The organism is Henriciella marina DSM 19595 (assembly GCF_000376805.1).
Taxonomy (GTDB): domain Bacteria; phylum Pseudomonadota; class Alphaproteobacteria; order Caulobacterales; family Hyphomonadaceae; genus Henriciella; species Henriciella marina.
In genome coordinates, this window is the sequence record NZ_AQXT01000002.1 from 1,569,103 (window position 1) to 1,592,199 (window position 23,097).

At 59.3% G+C, this 23,097-nt stretch carries 19 protein-coding genes and 1 rRNA gene; 7 read left to right on the top strand and 13 right to left on the bottom strand.

All coding sequences use genetic code 11. The annotated features are described in order from the left end of the window. Positions 1–117: 117 nt before the first annotated feature. Together F550_RS17230 and F550_RS0107575 are read right to left on the bottom strand one after the other, a co-directional pair. A 16S ribosomal RNA gene (locus tag F550_RS17230) occupies positions 118–1,571 on the bottom strand. Between the two features lie 1,134 nt (positions 1,572–2,705). Then, a complete protein-coding gene (locus F550_RS0107575; RefSeq protein ID WP_018147933.1) occupies positions 2,706–3,134 on the bottom strand; it encodes a CBS domain-containing protein in 429 nt (142 codons plus the stop codon). A 253-nt stretch (positions 3,135–3,387) separates the two neighbouring features. Here F550_RS0107575 and hfaA point away from each other — a divergent pair, with 253 nt between their 5' ends. From hfaA to F550_RS0107595, 4 genes are all read left to right on the top strand, one after another. Continuing rightward, positions 3,388–3,804 carry a holdfast anchoring protein HfaA gene (gene hfaA / locus F550_RS0107580; protein ID WP_040500476.1) on the top strand — a complete coding sequence of 139 codons (417 nt, stop codon included), beginning with the start codon at positions 3,388–3,390 and terminating at the stop codon, positions 3,802–3,804. Then, on the top strand, positions 3,801–4,799 hold the full coding sequence (gene hfaB / locus F550_RS0107585) for a holdfast anchoring protein HfaB (protein ID WP_026180639.1): 999 nt from the start codon (positions 3,801–3,803) through the stop codon (positions 4,797–4,799). Before hfaA ends, hfaB begins: the two co-directional genes overlap by 4 nt. A 41-nt stretch (positions 4,800–4,840) precedes the next feature. Next, positions 4,841–6,139, top strand: a complete 1,299-nt coding sequence (hfaD, locus tag F550_RS0107590; RefSeq protein WP_018147936.1) for a holdfast anchor protein HfaD — start codon at positions 4,841–4,843, stop codon at positions 6,137–6,139. A 231-nt stretch (positions 6,140–6,370) separates the two neighbouring features. Beyond that, positions 6,371–6,754, top strand: coding sequence for a DUF4345 family protein (locus tag F550_RS0107595; protein WP_018147937.1), 384 nt, complete (start codon positions 6,371–6,373; stop codon positions 6,752–6,754). A 58-nt stretch (positions 6,755–6,812) separates the two neighbouring features. On the opposite strand, the gene F550_RS17235 is transcribed toward F550_RS0107595, so the two are convergent. Then, positions 6,813–9,344, bottom strand: coding sequence for a TonB-dependent receptor (locus F550_RS17235; protein WP_083910940.1), 2,532 nt, complete (start codon positions 9,342–9,344; stop codon positions 6,813–6,815). Positions 9,345–9,562: 218 nt separating this feature from the next. Beyond that, complete coding sequence (locus tag F550_RS0107605; RefSeq protein ID WP_018147939.1) at positions 9,563–10,531, bottom strand: hypothetical protein; 969 nt, start codon at positions 10,529–10,531, stop codon at positions 9,563–9,565. A 205-nt stretch (positions 10,532–10,736) separates the two neighbouring features. Between F550_RS0107605 and F550_RS0107610 the strand changes: the two genes are divergently transcribed. Beyond that, positions 10,737–11,285 carry a PAS domain-containing protein gene (locus F550_RS0107610; protein ID WP_018147940.1) on the top strand — a complete coding sequence of 183 codons (549 nt, stop codon included), beginning with the start codon at positions 10,737–10,739 and terminating at the stop codon, positions 11,283–11,285. Here F550_RS0107610 and F550_RS0107615 read toward each other — a convergent pair. Beyond that, positions 11,282–11,815, bottom strand: coding sequence for a gamma carbonic anhydrase family protein (locus F550_RS0107615; protein ID WP_026180640.1), 534 nt, complete (start codon positions 11,813–11,815; stop codon positions 11,282–11,284). The two genes, F550_RS0107610 and F550_RS0107615, sit on opposite strands and share 4 nt — an antisense overlap. 242 nt (positions 11,816–12,057) lie before the next feature. Between F550_RS0107615 and F550_RS0107620 the strand changes: the two genes are divergently transcribed. Continuing rightward, the gene (locus F550_RS0107620; RefSeq protein ID WP_018147942.1) at positions 12,058–12,858 is read left to right on the top strand and encodes a PhoH family protein; all 801 of its coding nucleotides are present in this window, start codon (positions 12,058–12,060) and stop codon (positions 12,856–12,858) included. A gap of 70 nt (positions 12,859–12,928) precedes the next feature. Here F550_RS0107620 and F550_RS0107625 read toward each other — a convergent pair whose 3' ends face one another. The 6 genes from F550_RS0107625 to F550_RS0107650 all read right to left on the bottom strand — a co-directional run bounded on the left by F550_RS0107625 (position 12,929) and on the right by F550_RS0107650 (position 17,518). Next, the gene (locus tag F550_RS0107625) at positions 12,929–14,512 is read right to left on the bottom strand and encodes an ABC transporter permease/substrate-binding protein (RefSeq protein WP_018147943.1); all 1,584 of its coding nucleotides are present in this window, start codon (positions 14,510–14,512) and stop codon (positions 12,929–12,931) included. After that, positions 14,509–15,219, bottom strand: coding sequence for an ATP-binding cassette domain-containing protein (locus tag F550_RS17240; protein ID WP_018147944.1), 711 nt, complete (start codon positions 15,217–15,219; stop codon positions 14,509–14,511). Before F550_RS17240 ends, F550_RS0107625 begins: the two co-directional genes overlap by 4 nt. A gap of 65 nt (positions 15,220–15,284) precedes the next feature. After that, positions 15,285–15,506 carry a DUF3126 family protein gene (locus F550_RS0107635; protein ID WP_018147945.1) on the bottom strand — a complete coding sequence of 74 codons (222 nt, stop codon included), beginning with the start codon at positions 15,504–15,506 and terminating at the stop codon, positions 15,285–15,287. A gap of 73 nt (positions 15,507–15,579) precedes the next feature. After that, positions 15,580–15,969, bottom strand: a complete 390-nt coding sequence (locus F550_RS0107640) for a hypothetical protein (protein ID WP_018147946.1) — start codon at positions 15,967–15,969, stop codon at positions 15,580–15,582. 67 nt (positions 15,970–16,036) lie between these two features. Further along, positions 16,037–16,840 carry a serine O-acetyltransferase EpsC gene (gene epsC / locus F550_RS0107645; RefSeq protein ID WP_018147947.1) on the bottom strand — a complete coding sequence of 268 codons (804 nt, stop codon included), beginning with the start codon at positions 16,838–16,840 and terminating at the stop codon, positions 16,037–16,039. Between the two features lie 75 nt (positions 16,841–16,915). Continuing rightward, positions 16,916–17,518, bottom strand: coding sequence for a PilZ domain-containing protein (locus tag F550_RS0107650; RefSeq protein WP_156807867.1), 603 nt, complete (start codon positions 17,516–17,518; stop codon positions 16,916–16,918). A 148-nt stretch (positions 17,519–17,666) separates the two neighbouring features. Between F550_RS0107650 and F550_RS0107655 the strand changes: the two genes are divergently transcribed. Then, complete coding sequence (locus F550_RS0107655) at positions 17,667–19,310, top strand: choline dehydrogenase (RefSeq protein ID WP_018147949.1); 1,644 nt, start codon at positions 17,667–17,669, stop codon at positions 19,308–19,310. On the opposite strand, the gene F550_RS0107660 is transcribed toward F550_RS0107655, so the two are convergent. Next, positions 19,307–19,843, bottom strand: a complete 537-nt coding sequence (locus tag F550_RS0107660; RefSeq protein ID WP_018147950.1) for a DUF4339 domain-containing protein — start codon at positions 19,841–19,843, stop codon at positions 19,307–19,309. The two genes, F550_RS0107655 and F550_RS0107660, sit on opposite strands and share 4 nt — an antisense overlap. Before the next feature lie 122 nt (positions 19,844–19,965). Further along, complete coding sequence (locus F550_RS0107665) at positions 19,966–23,088, bottom strand: efflux RND transporter permease subunit (protein WP_018147951.1); 3,123 nt, start codon at positions 23,086–23,088, stop codon at positions 19,966–19,968. Between the last annotated feature and the right edge of the window lie 9 nt (positions 23,089–23,097).

Below are 23,097 nucleotides of genomic sequence, written 5' to 3' on the forward strand. Positions count from 1 at the left end.
AGAAACGAAGACGGCATAAACGACCGCATATGTTTTGCTGTCAGAGCAAGCTCTGCAGCGATTGTCTATAAGAACTTTCGAAGCCTGGCGAACCAGACAATCAGAAAGCATCCTTAGAAAGGAGGTGATCCAGCCGCAGGTTCCCCTACGGCTACCTTGTTACGACTTCATCCCAGTCGCTGAACCTACCGTGGCCTGCTGCCTCCGAAGTTAGCGCACAGTCTTCGGGTAGATCCAACTCCCATGATGTGACGGGCGGTGTGTACAAGGCCCGGGAACGTATTCACCGTGGCATGCTGATCCACGATTACTAGCGATTCCAACTTCATGCCCTCGAGTTGCAGAGGACAATCTGAACTGAGACAGCTTTTTGGGATTATCCCATTGTCACTGCCATTGTAGCACGTGTGTAGCCCCGCGTGTAAGGGCCATGAGGACTTGACGTCATCCCCGCCTTCCTCCGGCTTAGCACCGGCAGTTTCCTTAGAGTGCCCACCCAAACGTGCTGGCAACTAAGGATAAGGGTTGCGCTCGTTGCGGGACTTAACCCAACATCTCACGACACGAGCTGACGACAGCCATGCAGCACCTGTGCACCTGCCAACTAAATGAAGGAAACCATCTCTGGTAACCAAACAGGGCATGTCAAACGCGGGTAAGGTTCTGCGCGTTGCTTCGAATTAAACCACATGCTCCACCGCTTGTGCGGGCCCCCGTCAATTTCTTTGAGTTTTAACCTTGCGGCCGTACTCCCCAGGCGGAATGCTTAATGCGTTAGCTGCGTCACCTGTATGCATGCACACAGACAACTAGCATTCATCGTTTACGGTGTGGACTACCAGGGTATCTAATCCTGTTTGCTCCCCACACTTTCGCGCCTCAGCGTCAGTACCAGTCCAGTTAGCCGCCTTCGCCACTGGTGTTCCACCGAATATCTACGAATTTCACCTCTACACTCGGTATTCCGCTAACCTCTCCTGGTCTCTAGGCTGCCAGTTCCAAATGCAATTCCAGAGTTGAGCTCTGGGCTTTCACATCTGGCTTAACAGCCCGCCTACGCGCGCTTTACGCCCAGTAATTCCGAACAACGCTAGCCCCCTTCGTATTACCGCGGCTGCTGGCACGAAGTTAGCCGGGGCTTCTTTACCAGGTACTGTCATTATCATCCCTGGCGAAAGAATTTTACAACCCTAAGGCCTTCATCATTCACGCGGCATGGCTGCATCAGGCTTTCGCCCATTGTGCAAGATTCCCCACTGCTGCCTCCCGTAGGAGTCTGGGCCGTGTCTCAGTCCCAGTGTGGCTGATCATCCTCTCAGACCAGCTATAGATCGTAGTCTTGGTAGGCCATTACCCCACCAACAAACTAATCTAACGCGGGCCGATCTTTCACCGATAAATCTTTCCCCCGAAGGGCGTATACGGTATTACCTTCCGTTTCCAGAAGCTATTCCGTAGTGAAAGGCACGTTCCCACGCGTTACTCACCCGTCTGCCACTATGTCGTTCGACTTGCATGTGTTAAGCCTGCCGCCAGCGTTCGTTCTGAGCCAGAATCAAACTCTCAGGTTGATTGTCCGATCTGACGTAATCCGTCTCAGGAAATTGAGACGGCAATTGCTGATTGCAATTTGCGTTTTGACGGGAAACCCTTTTCACAAAACCACCGGCCGAAACCGACAGTAGTGAAAGGTATTTCCTTGAAACGCATCGTCATGATCGTATTGGAGCCCTGAGGCTCCGCTAGCCGCTCATGCCGCCTGCGTTTCTCTTCCATAATCCTACGATGTCAAACAACCGGGCCGAGGCCCTTTTTCCTCTGCGGCAGCAACCTGCCCCGCTTCGGAAGTGGCGGCTTATATGGGCCACCGTTTTCCCCGTCAACACCCTTTTTTGCGCTTTCTGCAGAACTTCGCAGTGAACCGCGAAACCTGCAATTTTCAAAGCGCAGACCCTGTTACGAATGCCGCGAAAGCGGCCCGATCCAGGTGGGCGTCTTCAGGAGAGAGGCGGCATATATGGGGCCTACCAAACTCCGTCAACTCCCTTTTCTGCACCCTCTGCAGTAGACCGACACAAGGTCGAAAAACCGCAGATTTTCAAAGCACACCCGGTAGCTCGTGGACCGTTAGATCCGTTCGCTCCGGAAGGTTGTCTCCAAGAAGGAGAGCGGCTTCTATGGGCCACTCAACTCCCCGTCAACTCCCTTTTTTGCACCCTCTGCAGTAAGCCGACACAAGGCCGAAAACCGCAGAATTTCAAAGCGCATCCCGTAGCTCGTGGACCGTTAGATCCGCTTGCTCCGGAAGGTTGTCTCCAAGAAGGAGAGCGGCTTCTATGGGCCACTCAGCTCCCCGTCAACAACCCTTCTGCACTCCGCTGCAGCTTTTGGGCAGAAGCCCCGAAACCGCAGAATAAGAAGCACAAACCGAAACCTCGAAGCTCTCGCGAACCCCGTTTTTCCGGTGGGTCTTTCCAGAAGAAGAGCGGCTTCTATTTGCCGGTCCCACTTCCGTCAACAACCCTTCTGCACTCCCCTGACAGTAGAAGCAGCTCGCACTGCCAACCTGCCATTTTGGCGCAAAACGCTGCCGTGTTGAACCGACTATTAACCGGCCCAGCAAGAACAGAGGCGTTTCAGATGGAACAGACCATATAGAATCTGTTCGCCTCTCTTGGCAAGCCCTAATATCACCCGAGAGGCGATTACTGGCCCTTTATATACTCGACCATGGCGTCTGCCTCAGCGCGCGTTTCCTCGATCTTCCACTTAACGAGGTCACCGATCGAGATAATGCCGGCAAGCTTGCCGTCGCGCATGACCGGTAGATGGCGCACCCTGCGGTCGGTCATCCGGGCAAGGCACTGGTCCAGGCTCTCTGCCGGATTGGCTGTGATGACACCGCGCGTCATGGATTCTTCGACACTCATATTGAGGGCCTCAGCCCCGTGGCGCGCGACCTGTCTCAGAATATCCCTTTCAGACAAGACACCTGCGAGATCGTCTCCGTTCACGGCAACAACGGCGCCGATGCGCGCATCATCGAGAAAACGTGCTGCATCGCCCAGCGTCTTTGACGCCTCTATCGTCAGGACCTCGCCACCCTTCATCTTGAGTATCTGCTCTATCAGCATGCCATCCTCCGTGTTTCTTTTTGTTTTGGTACATTCTGCATAACACACGCGCGCACTCACGCGAAGGAATCACCCCGAAAAGGTGGTCGGGCCGTTGACGCAATTCGGCACAAATCCCGCATTCCCGAGCGTATAATCCCCAGCATCGGCGGGGGAATGTTCCCCAAGGAGGCGAAAACCCGGCACAGCGCTCCCGCGAATTGGCACACGCATTGCAACCGATCTCTCCATCAACCCCAAAAGGGATCGGCAGATGAAAAACATTATGTACCTTATCACCGGACTGGCCGGCTTCGCAGCAGCCGCAGGCATTGCGCCTGCGCCAGCCGCAAACGCCCAGGCAGCGTCCAGCGCGTCACAGTTTGAGCGCCCTTATGGTTTTGCCCCCGGACAAGAAAGCCAGCCGTTTACCGCAGCTTCACGCGATGCGAGTAATAACCGCGTCATTATCAATGGCTTGATCAATGGCGGCACCGGACTTGGAACCGGCCTCTATACAGGCTGGGGACAGACGGAAGGCGCACCGGGCATGCTTGGATCCGGCACTGCAATCGGAAATCAGCTCAACGTCGTCACGAACGGTAACAACAACACCGTCATCATCGACTCTACGCAGATCAACAATGGCGACCAATCGGTCGTTCTCAATGGGGAGCTCGACCTCAAATGATTACTCTCGCCAAAGCAAAGAAACCTTTCGCCAAAAGGCTTTCGGGAACCGTTATGGCTGGCGCCATGCTCGCTTCAGGTTGCGTGTCACCAATCGCTGGCCCGGGTGGCAACTATGCAAGCCCGATCGGCAACGCGCCGGTCACCGCGAACCCGACGCCCTATTCTGACGGTCTCGTCTGTATGGGTCATTACTCGCGCCAGAGCGGTTATGCCGCCCCGCGAATCGCTGTTGGCCGAATTCTCGACTATACCGGCAAGGCAGACTTTGAAGGTGGCCGCCGCGTCACCCAGGGCGCATCGCTGATGGCGATCTCCGCCTTTGCGAAAGCCGGGGCCCGCCTGGTTGAGCGTTTTGACACCTCTGTCTCCGAGCTTGAGCTGAAATATGCCAATAACCGCCTGATCGGCGACGATGTGGCCGAAGACTTCCGCCGCATCAATGCGGGCTCGATCCCGGGTTCGGACTATTACCTGATCGGCGGCATCACGGAGCTCAACTACAATATTCGCTCTGTCGGCGGTGAGGCCTTTGTCGGCGACACCGACGCGATGGACCCGAAAGGCTCCATTGGCGCCAAGCTTTATGTGATCAATGTGGGCCTCGATCTTCGTCTCGTTGAGACCGAGAGCCTCGAAGTCGTCGACGTGATTTCCTACCAGAAGCAGATCATCGGCCGCGAAGTGTCCCTCGGCGTGTTCGATTTTGCCAATGGCAATGTGTTCGACATCGGTGTCGGCGGCCGCGCGCAGGAGCCTATCCAGCTCGCGATTCGCTCGGTTCTCGAACGGGCCGTCCTGGAAATGATGGCGAATCTCTATGCAGCGCCGACCTCGGATGTCTGTGCTCTGACAGCAGGTGGCATCTCCACCAACAGTGTCACCGGCGACTTCCGCCCGGCTGGCGCGCCACTTGAAGAGTATAACGGACCATCCCGTCAGTCTGTTTCGGCCTGGCACAATCGCCGCGACCCAGGCCTGCGCGGACGCAACTAGATCCGCCGCAGGACCTTTTAGACCGCTTCATGGAGGCCAGAATGCCCAAGACAGCAACAAGACTATCGGCCCTTTTCGCCATCGCCGTCTCTACATCGGCCATGGCAGCCGCTCAGGACTGGGAATACATCCCTTATATGGGTGACGATTCGGCAGCAGCCGACGCCCAGTCCAGCAGCACGCCTGCCACCGGGACGATCGATCAGGTCCAGTTCGGCGATGTCTGGGCAGACATGGACGTCCAGCTTCCAGAGCACACACCAAACGGTGTTTCGACATCGACCACTGTCGGCAACCTCGCAAATGCGACGCGCCACGCCGGCGACATCGACAGCGAAGTCCGTCAGAGCTTTGATGCCACCTCGCGTGCCACCAACAGCGTTCGCGGCTATTCGGTCGGGACGGGCGTATCGACGACCACCGCTTATGCCAATGCATCGTCTGCTGGCACCAATTACGGCGCCAACAGCTCCTATGCACAGCAGGAGGCCGCAGGCTCGGTCGAGGCTAATAGCCGTATCGAGCTCTATCAGGCGAATCAGGTCGCAAGTGCCTCGACCGCTGTCGCCAACGTTTCGACCAACGACAATAATGACGGCTTCAGCATCGCTGACCAGACACAGTACAGCGCCGCTGACGTCACGTCGGAGACCGACGCGGACATGTGGCAGAACGGGACATCTGCGTCCTTCGCAACCACAGCTGGCGGCAACGCATCGTCATCGACGGGCTATACCAGCACGAATTACAACCGCGCCCTTCAGAAGACCGAAGACGGCACCCGCATTTCCGGTTCGACCGACGTCTATATGAAGGACGGTACGAACGTGACCGCCGCAACCAACAGCTTCGGCAACTCCGCCACGGTCCATAATGAGTGGGGTTATGCCACGCTCGGGATCGACGGCGCGCCAACAAAGCAGGACAACCAGGCCGATGTCGACGCACAGTCCTATGTGACGCTCGATCACTGGAGCGGCTATGCCAATTCCAGCTCCTACGGCGTCGGTAACTCTGCGCTCATTTCCAATGTCGGGTCTGACACAGTCATGTATGCCGACCAGTCCAACAGCGGGACCGTCTACAGCTATGCCAAGCTCGACGGCGCCTCCTGGACGGGCGGCACCGGCGTCGTGACGTCCACAGCTGTCGGTAACGCTGCAACCGCCACCGTCTGTAATTTCTGTAGCGAAGGCGCCGTTGGCGGCCGCGTCAATCAGGTGAATACGGGCGCGGTCATTGCCCAGGGCCAGGCGAACACGAACTATGGCGGAGGCATTTATGGCTCAGCCAGCGCAATTGGCAACGCCGCCACTATTCAGTCGCTTGGCACGGAGTAAATCCAGCCCTGACGACTGAGGATCTGCCGATCCAAGGCCCCTGCCCTCGCAAGACGGCAGGGGTTTTGATTCGTGGGCCTATAATTTGGGTAGTCAGCCAGAGGAAAACCTGGCCTATCAGGGAGGCCTTGCCCCCCCTAGGGGTTTTACATAAGCCCAGATTTATCAGGCTGGCTGGCCTCGGCACAGCTTCGATTCGCCAATCTGCGCGCGCCGCCTAGATGGCCATTCATGCTTACACGTCTTTTCCTCGCACTCATCGCCATTCTCTTCACCGGTTTCGGGCTCTGGTCGCTGATCGACCCGATCGGCATGACCTCCCGCCTCGACGTAAATGTCAGCGGGCCGAACGCGCTGTTCGAGATGCGCGGCATATTTGGTGGGGTCAGCCTCGCGGCGGCCGGCCTGACAGCTGCCGGTGCCCTGATGCCAGCGCGCTACGAGCGCCCAGCGCTCTGGCTGCTTGTGGTGTATATGGGCGGCTACACGCTCGCCCGGCTCGTCTCGCTCATCGTTGGCGACAGCCCGACATTCAATGGCTGGGCCTTCGCAAGCTTCGAGGTTCTAAGTTTCATACTGGCGAGCCTCGCCCTTATCGCGCGCAAAAAACCCTAGAAAAAAGCCCCGCCAGCAGAACTGGCGGGGCTTTTCATTCTGGTATGTGGGTCAGAGCCTAGAAGTTGACCTTCAGCTCTGCGCCATACATGGCCGGAACGCCTGGATAGACGGCATTGGTGCCGGTCTGCTCAGGGACGCCAAAGGCGAGCATATTGTAGTACTCGTCGGTGATGTTCTCACCGAAGACCGAGAACTCCCACTGCCCATCGCGCGACTGGATGCCAACGCGTGCGCCGAAGAGCGCATACGCGTCATTATCGGTCAGGCCAGCTGACGTCACAGACAGTGCGGTCTCGGAGTTGTAACGCGCATTCACGTGGAACAGCGCTTCGAGGTTATCGGAGACGGGGTAGAGATAGGTCCCCGATGCCGTCACCACATGCTCAGGCACGTTGACCAGCTGCTCACCGCCGGGTGCCAGCAGCGTCAGTGCCCCGGTGCCAGATGGCACGAGGATGTCGCCCTGCCGCTCAGCCTTCGTATAGGCATAGCCGCCCTGGAAGGTCAGGCCGTCAGCCGGTGCGAACGATGTGTCGAGTTCCAGGCCGTAGCTTTCAACATCAGAGTTGAAGGTCCGGAAGTTCGTGCCCGTGAAGAGGTTCTCCTGGAAGTCGGTCACATCCTGATAGAATATGGCGCCGTTCAGCGTCGCATTCAGGTCCTGGAAGCTTGATTTCCAACCAATTTCAAAGGCGTCGACCGTTTCGGAATCGAATTGCAGGTCGGTCGGCTGTGGACCATTGCCGCCAAACAGCACGCTGTCGAAACCGGAGCGGTCAAGGTTGTAACCGCCAGCCTTGTAGCCGCGCGAGTAGGACGCATAGGTCATGAAGTCCGGCGAGAACTCATAGGCGAGTTTCGCTGTGCCGCTGACCGTCGTTTCGTCGAACTTGTCGGAGTCAGAAACGCTGAACTCACTGTTCACGGCCGGGTTACAGACAAGAAGCGCAAGATCGCCAAGAGCAACTGCGACGCCAGGCTGGGCTGCGAAGAAGTTACATGGCGTGACATTGCCATCGAGGTCGTACTCGACCTCTTTTTCTTCGTAGTTGCCACGCACACCGACGGTCGCCGTCAGGCGATCGGTGATTTCGATTTCATTGTGCGTGAAGAGCGCGAAAGCGTTCGTCGTCTGCTCGAAATCATCGGTGTCCTGACCCTGGCCCGGCTGGAAGCCCGGCACGAAGAACGGCACCGTGCCTGGCGTGCCCGGTGCTGCAGGAGCGCCGGTCAGCGGGTTGATATTGCCAAGCAGGGACGGAACGACCGTGCCCGATGGGTCGAGGCTGCCGAAGATCTGGCCGCCAGCTGCACCGAACGCCACAAGGTCGGTATAGAGATTGGCTTGCGTCCCGACGCGGATCGTGTCGGTATAGCTCGTCTCCTGGTTCATGTAGAACCCACCAACCAGCCAGTCGAGCCGGCCATAGGTGTCCTGCAGGCGAACTTCCTGGGTGAACGTCTTGTCGCCGATCATCGTGCCGTCGCGATAAGCGCGGTCGATGCCGGAAAAGTCGATGTCCTGGTCGCGCAGGGCGTCCCAGTCACGATAGGACGTGATGGTTGTCAGGTTCGCATCACCGAAGACGCGGTTGCGGTACTCAGCCGAGATACCCCATTCCTCGACATCGTCAGAGACATCGCGGTTTGGCGAAATGGCCACTTTCAGATCTTCAGGATCGGCGGTCGGAATACCGACCAGGCCGAGACGCGCGGCGCCTGCATTGACGGCTGCGCCCAGTGGACCTGGGTTAAAGTTCACAGCGACACAGCAGTCTTCGCTGGTCTGGCCGTAATCAGCGATCACGCGAAGGCTGGCATCGCCTTCTTCAAACAGCATCTGGCCACGCATCAGGAAGCGGTTCAGATTGTTAAACTCACGGCCGCTGTTCACGTCGTCGATATAACCATCGCGCTCACGGCGTAGAAGATCGACACGGACAGCCACATTGTCCGAAATCGGACCGGTGACCATCGCCTCGCCGCTATACATATTGTAGTTGCCGAAGCCGGCTTTCAGATAGGCCTCAGGCTCAAATTGAGGCTTGGCCGTGTTGATAGACACAACACCGGCTGAGGTGTTGCGGCCGAACAGCGTGCCCTGAGGGCCGCGCAGCACTTCGATGCTGGCAAGTTCCGGCATTTCAGAGAGGGCAATACCCGTCTTCGTGCGAACAACGCCATCGATCAGGACGCCGACAGCTGGCTCAAAGCCTGGATTGTTCGAGCCGGTACCAACGCCGCGGATCGAGATGCTCGTGCCGGATGCTGCGGACTCAGACTGCGAAATCTGAACCGATGGTGCGATCTGCTCAATGTCATTCAGGCGGGCGACGCCTGTGTCTTCGAGAAGCGATGCGTCGAAGGCAGTCACCGAAACCGGCACATCCTGGACGGTCGTGCCGGACCGACGGGTCGCTTCGACAACAACAGCGTTCAGACGGCGCTGGCCATCGTCTGCTTGCTCGGTTTCCTGCGCCGATGCGGACAGGACAGGGGTAGTCATCAGTGCGGCGAGGCCAACACCTGCGCAGAGCGAGAACTTCATCGCCTGCGACTTTCTGGAAGGTCTGGGAAGGAACCTCATCTAACGTCTCCAAAAGTCTGTTTTATTATTTTTATGAGCCTCAGACGGACTCTCTGCCCCTTTAGCAGCGCCATGCAGCAATGCAACCCTGGAAGTCGCTAACTAAACAATCCGTCAGGGTGCAGCGCACAAACCGGAACGAAAAACACCGCGCAAATGTTGCGCGGCGTCTCTCCCAGTCCGCGTCAGAGACGCGGCCCCACACTGAGCTATTTTCGCTAGTAGACGCCCTGGCCGACGCCACCATCAAAGACCATGGCACGGCCAGCCGCCTGACGAACACGTTGAACTTCGCGCGTCACTTCTTTCATGACGGTGCGCGTCTTTGGAACGCAGACTTCTTCGGCGACGCGCGCTTCAACCACCTTGATGCCTGGGCCATAGCGGCGCAGGAGCGAGCGCTCGTTACAGTCGCGTTGAGGCGTTTGCGGGGCGCAAGTCAGATCGCCGCCCGGGCGGTGCACGAGGGCCTCGCCCTTGGAGCAGGCCATCGTCTGGCCGTGATCGAAGCTCGCATGTCCGTCTGCGACCTTGCCGAGGGTGACCTGAAGACGTGTGCCCGCAAGGCAGCGGAAGACTTCACCATTATAGGAAGAGGCAATATTCTGGCCGCCATCGACCTGGGAGGCCGGGTGAGGCGCGCCCATGTCATCAATGCAGACAGCCTGTACGGCGCGGTAGGCCATGCGGTAGCTGACCTGATCGACGCAATATTCTTCGGTCGTCGGCACCTGCTCCGTCACGGTGTCGGTATAGGTTTCCTCAGCGCCGCTGACGTTCAACGTGCCAATCGAGCTGACGCCGACCGGGGCCGGGCCGCCGAAACCACCACCGCCGCCTGCATAGGCAATGACTTCGCTGGACGCAGAAGCGCCTGCGGTCACATTCAGATAGCTTTGCGCGGAGACGTTCAAATTGCCGCCATTCACATTCACGTTCGTGCCGCCGATTGTGATGTTCGGACCAGCGACGTTCACGCCTGGGACATTGAGGCCATGGCCCTTACCGCCTTGGCAGCAGGCCGATCCATGACCACCGCCATTATAAGTCGGGGTCGGCGGCGGGGTCGGCTTGCAGGTGTTACAGCCGCCGCCGCCATTGCTGCCGGCCCAGGCAAGGCCTGACAGGGTGACGATAACTGCGGCGCCAGCGCCGGCAAACAGACTGTGTCGTGTTGAAACGCGCATGAGGTGTCTCCGTGGGTCTTCCCCTGAGGAGAAGCACAGAGCATGCCATTTCTCGCTTCATTCGCGAAAAATGTTCCGATGACGGAAATTCGGGTGTCCCAGGGCGGTGTTTGAACTGGCCCATTGCTTGCGAAGTGGGAGGGCGACCGCTCGGCGGCCGACAGACGCTCAACAGATTGACTGACGATAATAGAAGCAGGCTTACATGCTCGATAGAACACTTCATCCTAACAGCCAGACGCTGCTTTCAGCCTGGCAGCGCATGAGTATTGCTGCGTCTGATGTGCCGACAGGCCCGACGACACGGGATCATCCGGACCTGATCGAGCGTCTCTTTGTGATCCAGCAGGAAGGCGAAGACCAGTGGCTCTTCCGCACCGCGGGTGTTCAACTCCAGTCGTCGCTTGGCCGCGAACTGGCCGATCATGACTTCCTTGGTGTCTGGACCGGGCATGACCGGGCAATGCTGTCTCATCTTCTGAAGATGATTTCGCTGGAAAAACTGCCAGGTATTGTTCGCGCACGAGGCGAGTCGCTGACTGGTGAACGCGTCGATATCGAGATGACGCTGGCACCGCTGGCAAAACCGCCGCACCAGGAAACCGGCACGCGGATCCTGGGCCTCTATCAATCGCTTGGCGGCGAAACCTTCTTGCGCGGGCGACCGGTCTGGCGCCATCGCCTGACCGCTATCTACCCGCCTGATACGCGCAAGAGCGAACCTCGCCTCAAACTGGTGGCGAGCAACGACTAGCCGTCGATCCGGGTCAGTCCTGATTTGAAGCGTTTCCAATTGTCGACATAGACCTGCGCCGAAGCCGCAATCATCTGTGCGGCATTTTCATCCAGTTGCCGCACGACCTTGCCCGGTGATCCCATCACGAGAGAGTTATCGGGGATTTCCTTGCCTTCGGGTATCAGGGAGTGTGCCCCGATAATGCAGTTCTTGCCGATCTTGGCCCGATTGAGGATGGTTGAGCCGATCCCGATCAGCGTGCCATCAGCAACACTGCATCCATGCAGCATGACCATGTGGCCGACCGTTACATTCTTTCCGATCGTCAGCGGGACACCATGGTCGGTGTGCAGCACGCTGCCGTCCTGAATGTTGGAATTCTCGCCAATCTCGATCGGGTCATTGTCCCCGCGCAGGACAGCATTGAACCAGATGCTGGCATTCTCCTTCAGAATCACCCGGCCAAGAACCGTCGCATTCTCGGCGACCCAGTAATTTCCGCTTTCCGGTGTGACCGGTTTGACGCCATCGAGATCATAAAGTGCCATATTGCGGGCTCCCTTTGTCATAAAACTTTATTGGCCTGAGCGGACTGGTTAACCGCGGCTTAATACTGGTAATCTCTAATGGTGTTGAGATTCGCGAGGCAAGTGCTGATGGTCCAGAGACCATTCCTTCCACCTACGCCGCCCGGGCCCCCTTCAGGGTCTGGCGCCAGTCTCTCCCGCGTTCTTCGTCACCGCCCGGCAATTTGCCCGGCGGTTTTTTTGTGCCCGAAAAGGAGATCCTCATGGGTAAGCGTGCTGCAGCCAAGCGTCAGAAAGCCAGAACCGATATGGGAGCCGTAGGCCTTCCCGGTGAAATGGGCGGCAAATCCAGACAGGAGGCACGGCTATACGCCATTAATGGCGGCTGGCACCCTGATGATGCCGACAAGGTACGCAACCCGAATACGCCGCGCGATCAGCGTTATCAGAAAACCGTCAAACCCCGCTCTGAAAACCAGGCCCGCCTCATGAAGGCACTTGAGACCAAATCACTGGTCTGCGCGCTCGGCCCGGCAGGCACCGGCAAGACATATCTTGCCATCTGCAAGGCGGTCGAAGCGCTCCAGTCCGGCAAGGTTGCCCGCATCATTCTTTCGCGGCCAGCCGTCGAGGCAGGCGAGCAGATCGGATTCCTCCCCGGTGCCATGGAAGACAAGCTCGCGCCATATCTGCGCCCGCTTTACGACGCGCTTGCCGACAGGCTCTCGCCTCAGCAACTCAAACACATGATGGGCGAAGGCCTGATCGAGATTGCGCCTATCGGTTTCATGCGTGGGCGCACGCTGAACAATTCCTTCGTCGTCATCGATGAGGCACAGAACTGCACCTATACCCAGCTCAAGATGCTGCTCACCCGGCTTGGCTGGCACTCGACCATGGCCGTCACAGGCGACCCGAACCAGTCCGACCTGCTGCCATCGCTTTCGGGTCTGGCACAGGCGGCGGAGAAACTCGCTGGCCTGTCAGATGCAGAAATCATCTATCTCGAAGGCCAGGACATCGTTCGTCATCCGCTCGTGGCGGAAATGCTCGGCGTTCTCTGACCTCGGTGACAGTCGAATAATTATCAGCGGGCGGCCAGAAAGGTCGCCCGTTTCATTTTGGGACTGGTCATTATTGCGAGGGCCGCTCGTCCCCTGCCCGATTTATCTCGCCGTAGAGCCATGCACCCGCCTCCGCGACGCTATCGCGGTCCAGATCGACACGCGAATTGGCTTTGCGCATCAGCTCGGTCGAAATCTGACCCTCAAGACTTTCCAGTATATTCAGGAGCGCGGTGTTTTCGCGCCCCCCCGGTGAAACAAGCATGAAGGCATCATAAGGCGGCAGGATCGCGCGCGTGTCTTCAAGCAGCACAAGGTCGAACGCATCGATACGCCCATCGGTCGTATAGGCGGTGATCATGCCGACCTCACCGCGCCGGACCGCGTCATACATGAAAGCCGAATCCATGCTGCGGATCGACAGGGCGTCGAGACCGTAGGCATCGCGGGTGCGTGTCCATTCGGGACGTCCGAAAAATTCAGGATCGCTTGCGACCGAGAGCGGCTTGCCCGCGACGTCCCCGATTGTCTCAAGATCATACTGCGCTGCCGTTTCGGGACTGGTCGCAAAGGCGTAAGCGTTCTCGAAGCCAAGCTTGCCGAGCGCCAGAACCCCTTCCTGCTCCAGCAACCAGGACGTCACCCGCGCATACATTTCAGAGCGCTGCGCTGGCGCGTCCTGTTTCATCAGGCTGGCCCAGACCGTGCCGGTATAGTCGATATAAACATCGATCGAATTGTTGGCGAGCGCATCGAACGCGACCGTTGTGCCAAGTCCATCACGGGGGCGGACCGTTGCACCTTCGGCCTCAAGTGTGCGGCGCAGAACATCTGCCAGGATATACTGTTCGGTGAAGCCCTTGCTGCCAACCGTGATCGTCTGACCCGCAAGCGGCAGCTCAGCGCTGGTCTCGCCGGTATTGCTGACACGCGAAGATCCCGCTGTCCCCGGGCCAATTGACACAAATACCGTCAGCGCCGGCAGGATGATCAGCACTAGGCCAACTGCGCCTGCGATTGCATGTGAGCGCTTTCGGTCACGCGCGGATTTCTCGAACTGCGCGATGATCTGGTCGAGCGCCAGCGCCAGCGCTGCCGAAACGAGACATCCGAAAAGCACCGCCGTCCAGTTTCGGGTCTGAAGCCCCTGGAAAATATAATTGCCGAGGCTGCGCGCCCCGACGGGGGTGGATAGGGTTGCCGTGCCAACCACCCAGGCCGAAGCGGTGCGCAATCCTGCAACAATCACCGGTGCCGCAAGCGGCAGATCGATTTCGCGAAGCCGCTGGCGCGCTGTCATCCCGACAGCCAGCGCAGCCTCGCGCACATCATTGTCGACGCCGCCAAGGCCGACGATCGTATTCCTCAGCATCGGCAGGATGGAATAAAGCGACAGCGCAGCAAAGGCTGGCCAGAAACCGATCATGCCGCCCATGAGCGGGACCATAAGCGCCAGTAGCGCGATCCCCGGAACGGTCTGGATCACACTCGCCGTCGCAAGGGCTGGACCCGCCACATAGGTCTGCCGTGCCGACAGAATTCCCGCTGGTATGGAAATAATGAGCCCTGTCAGGAGCGCGCCAAGCGCAAGCTGAAGGTGGCCTGCATAATTTGCCGGAAAGACGGCAAGCTCTTCTGACAGAAATCCGCTCATCGGCTCTGTTCCTTGAAAGCGTCCCCAACCGTGGCAGCCAGCTGTCGCGGCGCGGCCAGAAGCTCTCTCACCGTGTCGTTCGCCGGGCTGGAAATAAGCTCGGACGGCGGGCCCATCTGGATGATCCGGCCCCCATCCATGACTGCAACACGGTCCCCGAGCCGCAGGGCCTCGGCAAAATCATGCGTGACAAGAACAGCAGCAAAGCCGAGCTCGGAACGAAGCCGCGCAATGTCGTCGATAAGCCCCGTGCGGGTCAGCGGGTCGAGCGCTGCGAACGGTTCATCCATGAGGATGATGTCGGGCTCTCCCGCAAGCGCACGTGCCAGGCCGACACGCTGGCGTTCCCCGCCCGATAGCTCGGCCGGATATCGGTCTGCATAGGTCGCCGCAGGCAGACCCGCCATGGACAGGAGCTGGTCCAGCTTCCTGGCTTTGCGCGTCTCCTCCCATCCCAGAAGGCGGGGGGTAACGAGGACATTTTCAGCGACTGTGCGATGGGGAAAAAGCCCGGCGCTCTGAATGACGAAACCGATGCGGCGGCGCCATTCATGCGCGGGCATATCATAGGCGCTGATACCGGCAAGGCGCACTTCGCCCTCATCGGGCTCAATCAGCCGGTTCAGCATCTTCAGCGTCGTGGTTTTCCCACAGCCTGAATGACCGATCAGCGCGAGCGTCTCGCCCGATGCGAGCTCAAAGCTCACCTCATCGACAACCCGGGTCTCACCAAATTTCTTGCTGAGGCCCTCAGCAGACAGAAGCGCGGTGCTCAGTCGCCCAGATCCTCTGACAGTACAGTCATCTGGAACTGGTAAGAGGTCTCGCCTTCATCTACATCCTTGTAGATCACGGCAATAAATTCCGAACCAAGATACACCTCGACCGAATCATCGGTCTGCGACCGCGTCACCAGACGGATCTCAGGGTTAAGCTTGTTCTTGAGGTAGGCTTCGAGAAGCTGTGTTTCGTTCTTCTTCAGGTCTTCGCTCATCATCGTCTCCTGTATTGGCGAAGAGAGCTATATCAATTGTCGCTCCGCTGGAACGGGGAGGGAGCGGATTTCCTCAGTTCTTGGAATAGGTAGGTGGCACGTCTTCGGCCGGGTCGAAGCTGCGGCGCTTGAACTCGTCATCGTCTTTTACAGGATTGGCGAGCCGCCACATCATGGCAAAGATCCAGGCGATAAACTCAACGACGGCACGGGCGATCAGCGTCATCAGGATACCGAAGATCGTCGTCTCATTCACGAAATTGCGGAACACCGCCACGGCTGTCTGCGGCAGGTCAGGGTTCCTGATTATATCGAGATTGGCGATCCAGTTCGCTGCATCATTCACCTGGTTGAGCTGCCGCGGAAAAAAGACGATCCCGAGCAGCATCAGGATGATTACCATGAAGAACGTCGCAACGATCTTCGTCGATACAATTGAAAAACCGCCGAGCAGTCTGAGCATGAGGAATCATCCCCCCCTGTGCATGTTCAGGAAGTTCTATGCGAATCTCATGCCGATATCCAGCCGCTCAGGAGGATTCTGGCAATGTCTGATCCATGTTGCGCGCTGGCGCTTCGCCTTCGCCGCCCACGACACGGGCCGGCACACCGGCCACGGTCGTGCGGGCCGCCACGTCCTTCAGCACCACGCTGCCTGCGGCGATCTTTGCCTCATCGCCGACATGAATGTTGCCGAGCACCTTGGCACCGACCGATACAAGCACACCGCGCCCGATCTTCGGGTGGCGATCGCCGACCTCCTTGCCGGTGCCGCCGAGGGTGACGCCCTGCAGGATGGAACAGCCATCGCCGACCTCTGCGGTTTCGCCGATCGTGATGTTGGTTGCGTGGTCCAGCATGACGCCGGCGCCCATCTTTACCGCTGGGTGAATATCGACACCAAAGCGCTCACTCGCGCGCGACTGCAGGTGAAACGCAAGCGTCTCACGCCCCTCACGCCAGAGCCGGTTGGCAATGCGCTGGGTTTGCAGCGCCAGGAATCCCTTGAAGAACAGAAAGGGCTGCAGCATGCCGCGGCAGGCCGGGTCACGTTCCAGAACGGCCTGCATGTCACGTTCGGCTGCTTCGACCAGCCAGTGCTCCTGATCATAGCAGTGCGCGATGACATGGCGCACCTGCTGAGCCCCGATCTCCGGCCCGGCCAGTTTCTCGGCCAGATGAAAGGCGAGCGCCTGACAGATCGTGTCATGGGAGAGGATCGCTGCATCAATGTAACTTGCGAGCGCCGGTTCATCGGCTGCAGCGGCCTTGGCCTCAAACCTTAGACGCCGCCATGGCGGCGGCGGTGCGCCGATATCGGGATTGTCAGCCATAATCGCAGCTTTCCAGTTATTCTCGGTCTAGCACATGGATGACGCGGCGAGCGGCTTCAAGGTTTCAGCTTGCAATCAGGACGCATGGTCTTTGGGGATATACCGGATCGCAAAGCCGTTTCGAAGCGTGCGAACCACTTCACCCTTGAGATGGCCAACCGTGACGAGCTCACCAATAAAAGGCGCGGGCCCCTCGGACTCAAATGCCGCGCCCGTCAGCGAAATGTCGATTGTGCGGCACTGCAGGACGCGTCCATCTGCGCGGCTTACCAGGGCTGGTCCGCCAGCGGCATAACGCGGCGCGACGCGGTCATCCTCGAGACCAAGCGGTTTCTTGTTGGCAAGCCATGTCAGCCGGTCTGCGATCTTGTCCTTCTTGCGCGCGGTCACATTGAACCGAACGGCAAAGCCATCTTCCGTCATGCGGACAACATCTGACTCGATACGGCCAAGATCGTCGAGATAACAGACAATCCTGGTCTCCAATGGAGGTTTCTGGCGCGAGACAAAGCACGCGCCGCCACAGGAAATGTTTCGGGTGAGAACACCGTGATCGCGTGTGCCTTCGGCCAGAAACCGGCCGCTCAAAGCAATCGAAACACGTTTGTTACGGCGCTTGTCCTTGCGCAATTCACTTGCCGCGCGCTTGCGCGCGGGTCTTTCCTTTAGAGCGTCCAATTCGGCCTCCTGGCCTGGAATCCTGCCGTCATGACGATGGCGCACCTTCCGAAATCCTACGCCCGGTGTCTTCACAAATGGTTGATGCGAACGATAAAGTTGACACGCACGTCACGAAACAGGAAACCCACCTGGAGGGAGATACAACATGCCGGATTCTGGAAGATTTGATTACATTATTGTCGGAGCCGGCAGCGCTGGGTGTGTGCTCGCCAACCGGCTGAGCGCCGATCCCGATGTCCGCGTTTGCCTGATCGAGGCAGGCGGCAAGGACAAGAGCCTGATGATCCGCATGCCTGCAGGTGTCGGCGGCCTTATCAAGGATGCAGGCCCGTACAATTGGGGTTTCTATACGGATCCGCAGAAACATATGAATGACCGCAAGCTCTGGTGGCCGCGCGGCAAGGGCTGGGGCGGCTCATCTTCCATCAATGGCATGATCTACATTCGCGGGCACGCGCGCGATTATGACCAATGGCGACAGTCGGGCCTCCGCGGATGGGGTTATGCCGATGTCCTGCCCTATTTCCGCCGGTCGGAAGGCTATCGCGGCAAAGCCGACATGCATCATGGCAGCGATGGCCCGCTCGTTGTGGAAGACAGCCCGCTGGATTCCATCGCCTATGACAGCTTCATCAAGTCCGGCCAGGAAGCCGGCTATCCCTACACGCCTGATTTCAATGGCGCAGACCAGGAAGGCGTTGGCCCCTATCAGCGCACCATCAACGATGGCGAACGCTGGAGCACGGCGCGGGCCTTCCTTCATCCAGTCCTGAAAGACCGGCCGAATCTGACCGTCATGTCGACAGCCCTCGTCTCGAAGGTCCGGTTTGAAGGCAAACGCGCGATCGGCATTGAGACCGTTGCAGCAAAGGGCGCCGAACCCGAATTCGTGCGCGCAGAGCGTGAAGTCCTGATCTGCGCAGGCGCGGTTCAGTCACCCCAGATCCTCAAACTGTCCGGTGTCGGCCCCGCCGCAGAGCTGCGCGAACACGGCATCGATGTCGTCGCAGATATCGCGCAGGTCGGCGAAAACCTGCAGGACCACCTCGATGTCACGGTCATTCACAAGATGACCCAGAAAATCTCGGCCTATTCGCGTCAGGCAGGGCTGAAGAAAATTGCTGTCGGCCTCAACTACCTCCTGCGCAAACAGGGCGCAGGCCGCGACAATTTCCTGCAGGCAGGCGGCTTCCTGAAATCGCGCGAAGGCCTCGACCGGCCGGACCTCCAGCTTCACTACGTCAACGCAATCATGATGGAACATGCACGCCAGCAGGTAAAAGCCGACGGTTTTACCATCCATGCCTGCCAGCTGCGTCCAGAGAGCCGCGGCAACGTCACCCTCGCCAGTGCAGACCCGTTCGATCATCCGCGCATCGATCCGAATTATCTGGCAACCGAAGAAGACCGCCGCGCCATGCGCGAAGGGGTGAAGATCTGCCGCGACATTGCTGGCCAGAATGCTTTCAATGCCATTCGCGGCGACGAGATCATGCCGGGTCAGAGCGTCAAGACAGACGCCGAGATCGACGCCTTCATCCGCGAGACCGGTGAAACGATCTACCACCCGGTTGGCACGGTACGCATGGGGGCAGACGAGGCGGCCCCGCTGGACCCTGAGCTTCGCGTACGCGGTGTTGAAGGTCTGCGTGTCATTGATGCGTCGGTCATGCCAACGCTGATCGGCGGCAATACCAATGCGCCGACCATCATGGTCGCAGAGAAAGCTTCGGACATGATCCGGGGTGTTCCAGCGCCAACCCCGGCAGAGATCGCAGAGCCAGCCTAGTCGACGTTGGCGTCCCAGACGCGGCGGATATGAACATCGGCTTCGGGTCCAAGATTGAGCCAGGCCAGCCGGCCTGACGAGGCGTTTGCGATCATGACCTGGTCCGATGAGGTGACCGTCTGCTTCAGGCGATCGCGCAACTTGGCCTGTTTCACAGTTGACCGCAGCGCCCAGACGCCCGGCATGATCTCGGCGAACTTGCCGAGCCGGTTGATGGCGCTGATGAGCTGCATTTCGCCCGTCCCCGTCAGCTTTGCGATGATGAGATAGTTCGACGGCTCGCCGGCCGCCTCTGCATCGACGGAGGGGCGCAGGCTCGCTTTGAGGCTCTGCACCAGTGGCTGGTGTTCCTGCGCCGGAATAAACGCTCCGCCATCACCCTCGGCCACCTGCGTCCCAGCGCCAATCCGCCGCTCACGGATAAAGCCCTGCATCTGGCCCAGTGTATAAGGCCCATAGACATTGTCATTGACCAGAACGCGCCATTCGGGCGGGTCGATCTCAGAGAGGTCCAGGGCAGTATCAGAAGACATGGGTCTATTGGGCTCGCCGGGTTGGAGACGATTGAGTGTCTGGTGTCACCTACCGCAGGAAAGGTAATCAGCCCGTTACAGCCGCCCGGAAATACGTACGCTTTCGCGCACCTGAGACCTCATTATGAGGAATGCGGCAGAGGCTCGTATCGCCGTCCTCTCAACCGGGCGACGAGGCGCCGCCCCGGCTTCATCGTCATCAGCCTGTAGGCCGCAGGCGTGAAGTAGAGCGCCAGAAGGGCCGATCCGGCAACACCGCCCGCAATCGCCGTCGCGAGCGGCAGCCAGAAGACGTCGCCGGCCAGAATGATTGGCACGAAGCCGCCCATCGTCGTCAGTGTGGTTGCCACGATGTGGCGGGTGGCATCGACCACCACTTCCCGCTGTGCCAGCACATCATCTGCGCGCGCCGCCGCATTCCCCTGCAGCAGCGACAGGACCACGATCGAACTGTTGATCGAGATACCAAGCAGGCCAAGCGACCCGACAATCGCATTAAAGCCAAGCGGCAGGTTGAACATCCAGACGCCGCCAAAGGCGAGGCCCACCGAGAGGAATCCCGTCAGCAGGATGAGCATCGACAGCCGGAATGAGTTGAAGACCAGGCTCACGGCGCCCGCCATGATGATGATAAGCGGCACCGCCAGTGACATCAAATTCGTCATCGCCTCGGTTCGGGTCTCTGCCTCGCCGCCGAGCAGGATGTCATAGCCCGGCGGTGGCTCGAAGCCGGACGCTTCCAGCGAGGCCGCAAATTGTGCCTGGATTGGCGGCGGCAATGAGAAAGGTTCGGTGAAGCCAAAAATCTGGTTCACCCGCCGCCCATCCAGTCTTGTGATGACCGCCGTCTGGGGATCGAGCGTGATGTCGCCCAGCGTGGCAAGCGGGGTCCCGGCGCCATCTAGCCCAGCCCCAATTGTCATCGCCCGAAGATCAGACAGCTGCGAGCGGCGGTCTGCATTTGCGATCACACGCACAGGGATTTCCTCGATCCCCTCGAGGATCGACCCGGCGGGCACGCCCTCCAGCTCTGCGCGAACATCACTTGCAAGGCCGGCAAGTCTTTCGCCAGACATGGCGGTGGCAGCCTCGTCGGCGCGAATTGTAACGATAGGTGCACCCAGCTGCAGGCTGGCCTGCGTATAGGTGATGCCCGGCGTCGCCGACAGAATGCGGCGCGTCTCATTGCCAAGACGGTTCAGCGTTTCGAGGCTGTCGCCGCGAATATTGAACTCGATGGGCGCTGGCACAGGCGGGCCTTGCTCGAACGGCAATGCAAGGAATTGCGCCCCCGGAAACTCAAGGCGCAGCTCATCCTGTATCTGCCGCACCATCCGGCGCGTCGACTGGTTGTCGGTCAGCTGAACCCAGCCGGACGCAAAGCCCGGAACGCCCTGCGTGTTGTTGAACGCATTATAGTAGACGCGCGGCGCCGATTCCCCGAGCGTGAAGTTGACCAGCTCGACACTGTCGTAATCATTCAGCAGCTGCGTCGCGCGCAGGGCGGCGCGCTCTGCCTCGCCGATGGTCGCCGTGGCTGGCAGGCTGATCTCCACCTGAAACTGGTCGCGCTCGGTCTGGGGAAAGAATTGAACCGGCAGGCTACCGCCAAGGGCAAAGCCGATCAGGGCGGGAACCAGCCCGATGGCGAGGCCGAGCGGCGGGAATTTCAGCACCGCGCCAACCGTCCAGCGATATCCGTCCGTCACGGCATCTATCGAAATGCCATCGCGCAGCCAGTTCTTGCGCTCACCAACCTTGCGGACACGGTCGAAACGGCCCGCAAGAAACGGAATAATCGTCATTGAAAGTGCAAAGGACGCGATCACTGAGAAGATCACCGACACACCAAGCATGCCAATGAACTCTCCCGCCGCGCCGGGCATGAGGGCAATCGGCGCAAAGGCCAGCGCCGTCGTCAGGGTGGAGGCAAAGAGAGGCCCGAACAGCTTTTTAAGCGCAATGTCGATCGCCTCGACAACACTGTGGCCTCGCCCACGCTCCTGATCGTACTCGTCATAGACCACAATCGCATTGTCGATCAGCAGGCCAAGCGAGATGACAAGTCCGGTCACCGACATCTGGTGCAACGGATAACCGAAGACGTTGAACAGGATGAGGACCAGCGCGATGGTCAGTGGCAGGGCCGCGCCAACCACAAATGCCGCGCGCCAGCCCATGACGAGGAAGAGCGCGAGAAAGACAATGACGGAGGAGAAAGCAAGGTTCTGCGCCAGCCCGTTCAGGCGCGCCCCGGTATATTCGCTTTGATCAAAGAGAAGCTGGACATCAATCGCTGCTGGCGAGGCAGCATCGAACTCGGCAACCACGGCCCGCGCGCGTTCGGCCCATTGATCGACGCGCTGATTGGGCTGGATGAACGCACTGACGACGACGGACCGGCGGCCATTGGTGAAATTCATCACCCTGGCCGGATCTTCGATGCCTTTGCGGACCTCGGCGATATCCCCCACGCGTAACGCACTGCCATCGGCGCGCTGGAGCAGAGGAACCGAGCGAATTCGCGCTATGCCGTCAAACGCGCCGCCAATCTCGATGCCCACATCGGCCCGGTCTCCGCGCACCTGCCCGGCCGGGGCCTTGGCATCTGACAAACCGATCAGCCGGGCGGCGTCATTCATGCTGAGACCGGCCGCGGCCAGTGCATCTGAATCGACGACCACGCGCACTTCCTCGCGCGGCAGGCCGTAGACTTCGGTCTCCTCAGTACCGGAGAGGTTCTGAAAGCGGTCTGCCAGGTTTCGCGACAGCCGCGACATGACCGCCAGCTCCGGCTCTCCTTCTCCAGACCAGACAAGCCCGACAAGCATGGTCGACGCGCCGACATACTGGCGCTCGATCTGCGGGAAACTTGTACCGGACGGCAGATTAGCACGCGCGCCATCGACCTTTGCCCGCACCAGCGTCCAGGCATCATCCACTTCGGCTTCGCTCAGCCCCTCATCCATGGAGAGGGAAATCTGCGACACATTCTGGCGGGAGACAGACTGGACTTCATCGACTTCAGGCAATTCCCGTATCGCCGTCTCGATAGGATCGGTAATCGTGGCCTCGATCCGCTCGGCGTCCGCGCCGGGCAAAGTCGTCAGCACATAGCCAAAGCGCTCGACCAGCGTCGGGTCTTCCTGGCGTCCGAGTGTCAGCAGGGAGCCGATTGCACCGGCCAGAATTATCAGAATGGCAAGAATGCTGAGCCGGGGGAGCCGATAGAAAAGCGTGCGCATCAGTCCAGC

Excerpts from the sequence above, each read along its gene's own strand:
- F550_RS0107640 (WP_018147946.1), bottom strand. The coding sequence starts at position 15,969 with ATGCTCAGACTGCTCGGCGGTTTTTCAATTGTATCGACGAAGATCGTT.
- F550_RS0107620 (WP_018147942.1), top strand. The coding sequence starts at position 12,058 with ATGGGTAAGCGTGCTGCAGCCAAGCGTCAGAAAGCCAGAACCGATATG.
- F550_RS0107605 (WP_018147939.1), bottom strand. The coding sequence starts at position 10,531 with ATGCGCGTTTCAACACGACACAGTCTGTTTGCCGGCGCTGGCGCCGCA.
- hfaA (WP_040500476.1), top strand. The coding sequence starts at position 3,388 with ATGAAAAACATTATGTACCTTATCACCGGACTGGCCGGCTTCGCAGCA.
- F550_RS0107660 (WP_018147950.1), bottom strand. The coding sequence starts at position 19,843 with ATGTCTTCTGATACTGCCCTGGACCTCTCTGAGATCGACCCGCCCGAA.
- F550_RS0107635 (WP_018147945.1), bottom strand. The coding sequence starts at position 15,506 with ATGAGCGAAGACCTGAAGAAGAACGAAACACAGCTTCTCGAAGCCTAC.
- F550_RS0107610 (WP_018147940.1), top strand. The coding sequence starts at position 10,737 with ATGCTCGATAGAACACTTCATCCTAACAGCCAGACGCTGCTTTCAGCC.
- F550_RS0107655 (WP_018147949.1), top strand. The coding sequence starts at position 17,667 with ATGCCGGATTCTGGAAGATTTGATTACATTATTGTCGGAGCCGGCAGC.
- hfaB (WP_026180639.1), top strand. The coding sequence starts at position 3,801 with ATGATTACTCTCGCCAAAGCAAAGAAACCTTTCGCCAAAAGGCTTTCG.
- F550_RS0107625 (WP_018147943.1), bottom strand. The coding sequence starts at position 14,512 with ATGAGCGGATTTCTGTCAGAAGAGCTTGCCGTCTTTCCGGCAAATTAT.
- F550_RS0107665 (WP_018147951.1), bottom strand. The coding sequence starts at position 23,088 with ATGCGCACGCTTTTCTATCGGCTCCCCCGGCTCAGCATTCTTGCCATT.
- F550_RS17235 (WP_083910940.1), bottom strand. The coding sequence starts at position 9,344 with ATGAGGTTCCTTCCCAGACCTTCCAGAAAGTCGCAGGCGATGAAGTTC.
- hfaD (WP_018147936.1), top strand. The coding sequence starts at position 4,841 with ATGCCCAAGACAGCAACAAGACTATCGGCCCTTTTCGCCATCGCCGTC.
- epsC (WP_018147947.1), bottom strand. The coding sequence starts at position 16,840 with ATGGCTGACAATCCCGATATCGGCGCACCGCCGCCGCCATGGCGGCGT.
- F550_RS0107575 (WP_018147933.1), bottom strand. The coding sequence starts at position 3,134 with ATGCTGATAGAGCAGATACTCAAGATGAAGGGTGGCGAGGTCCTGACG.
- F550_RS0107615 (WP_026180640.1), bottom strand. The coding sequence starts at position 11,815 with ATGGCACTTTATGATCTCGATGGCGTCAAACCGGTCACACCGGAAAGC.
- F550_RS0107595 (WP_018147937.1), top strand. The coding sequence starts at position 6,371 with ATGCTTACACGTCTTTTCCTCGCACTCATCGCCATTCTCTTCACCGGT.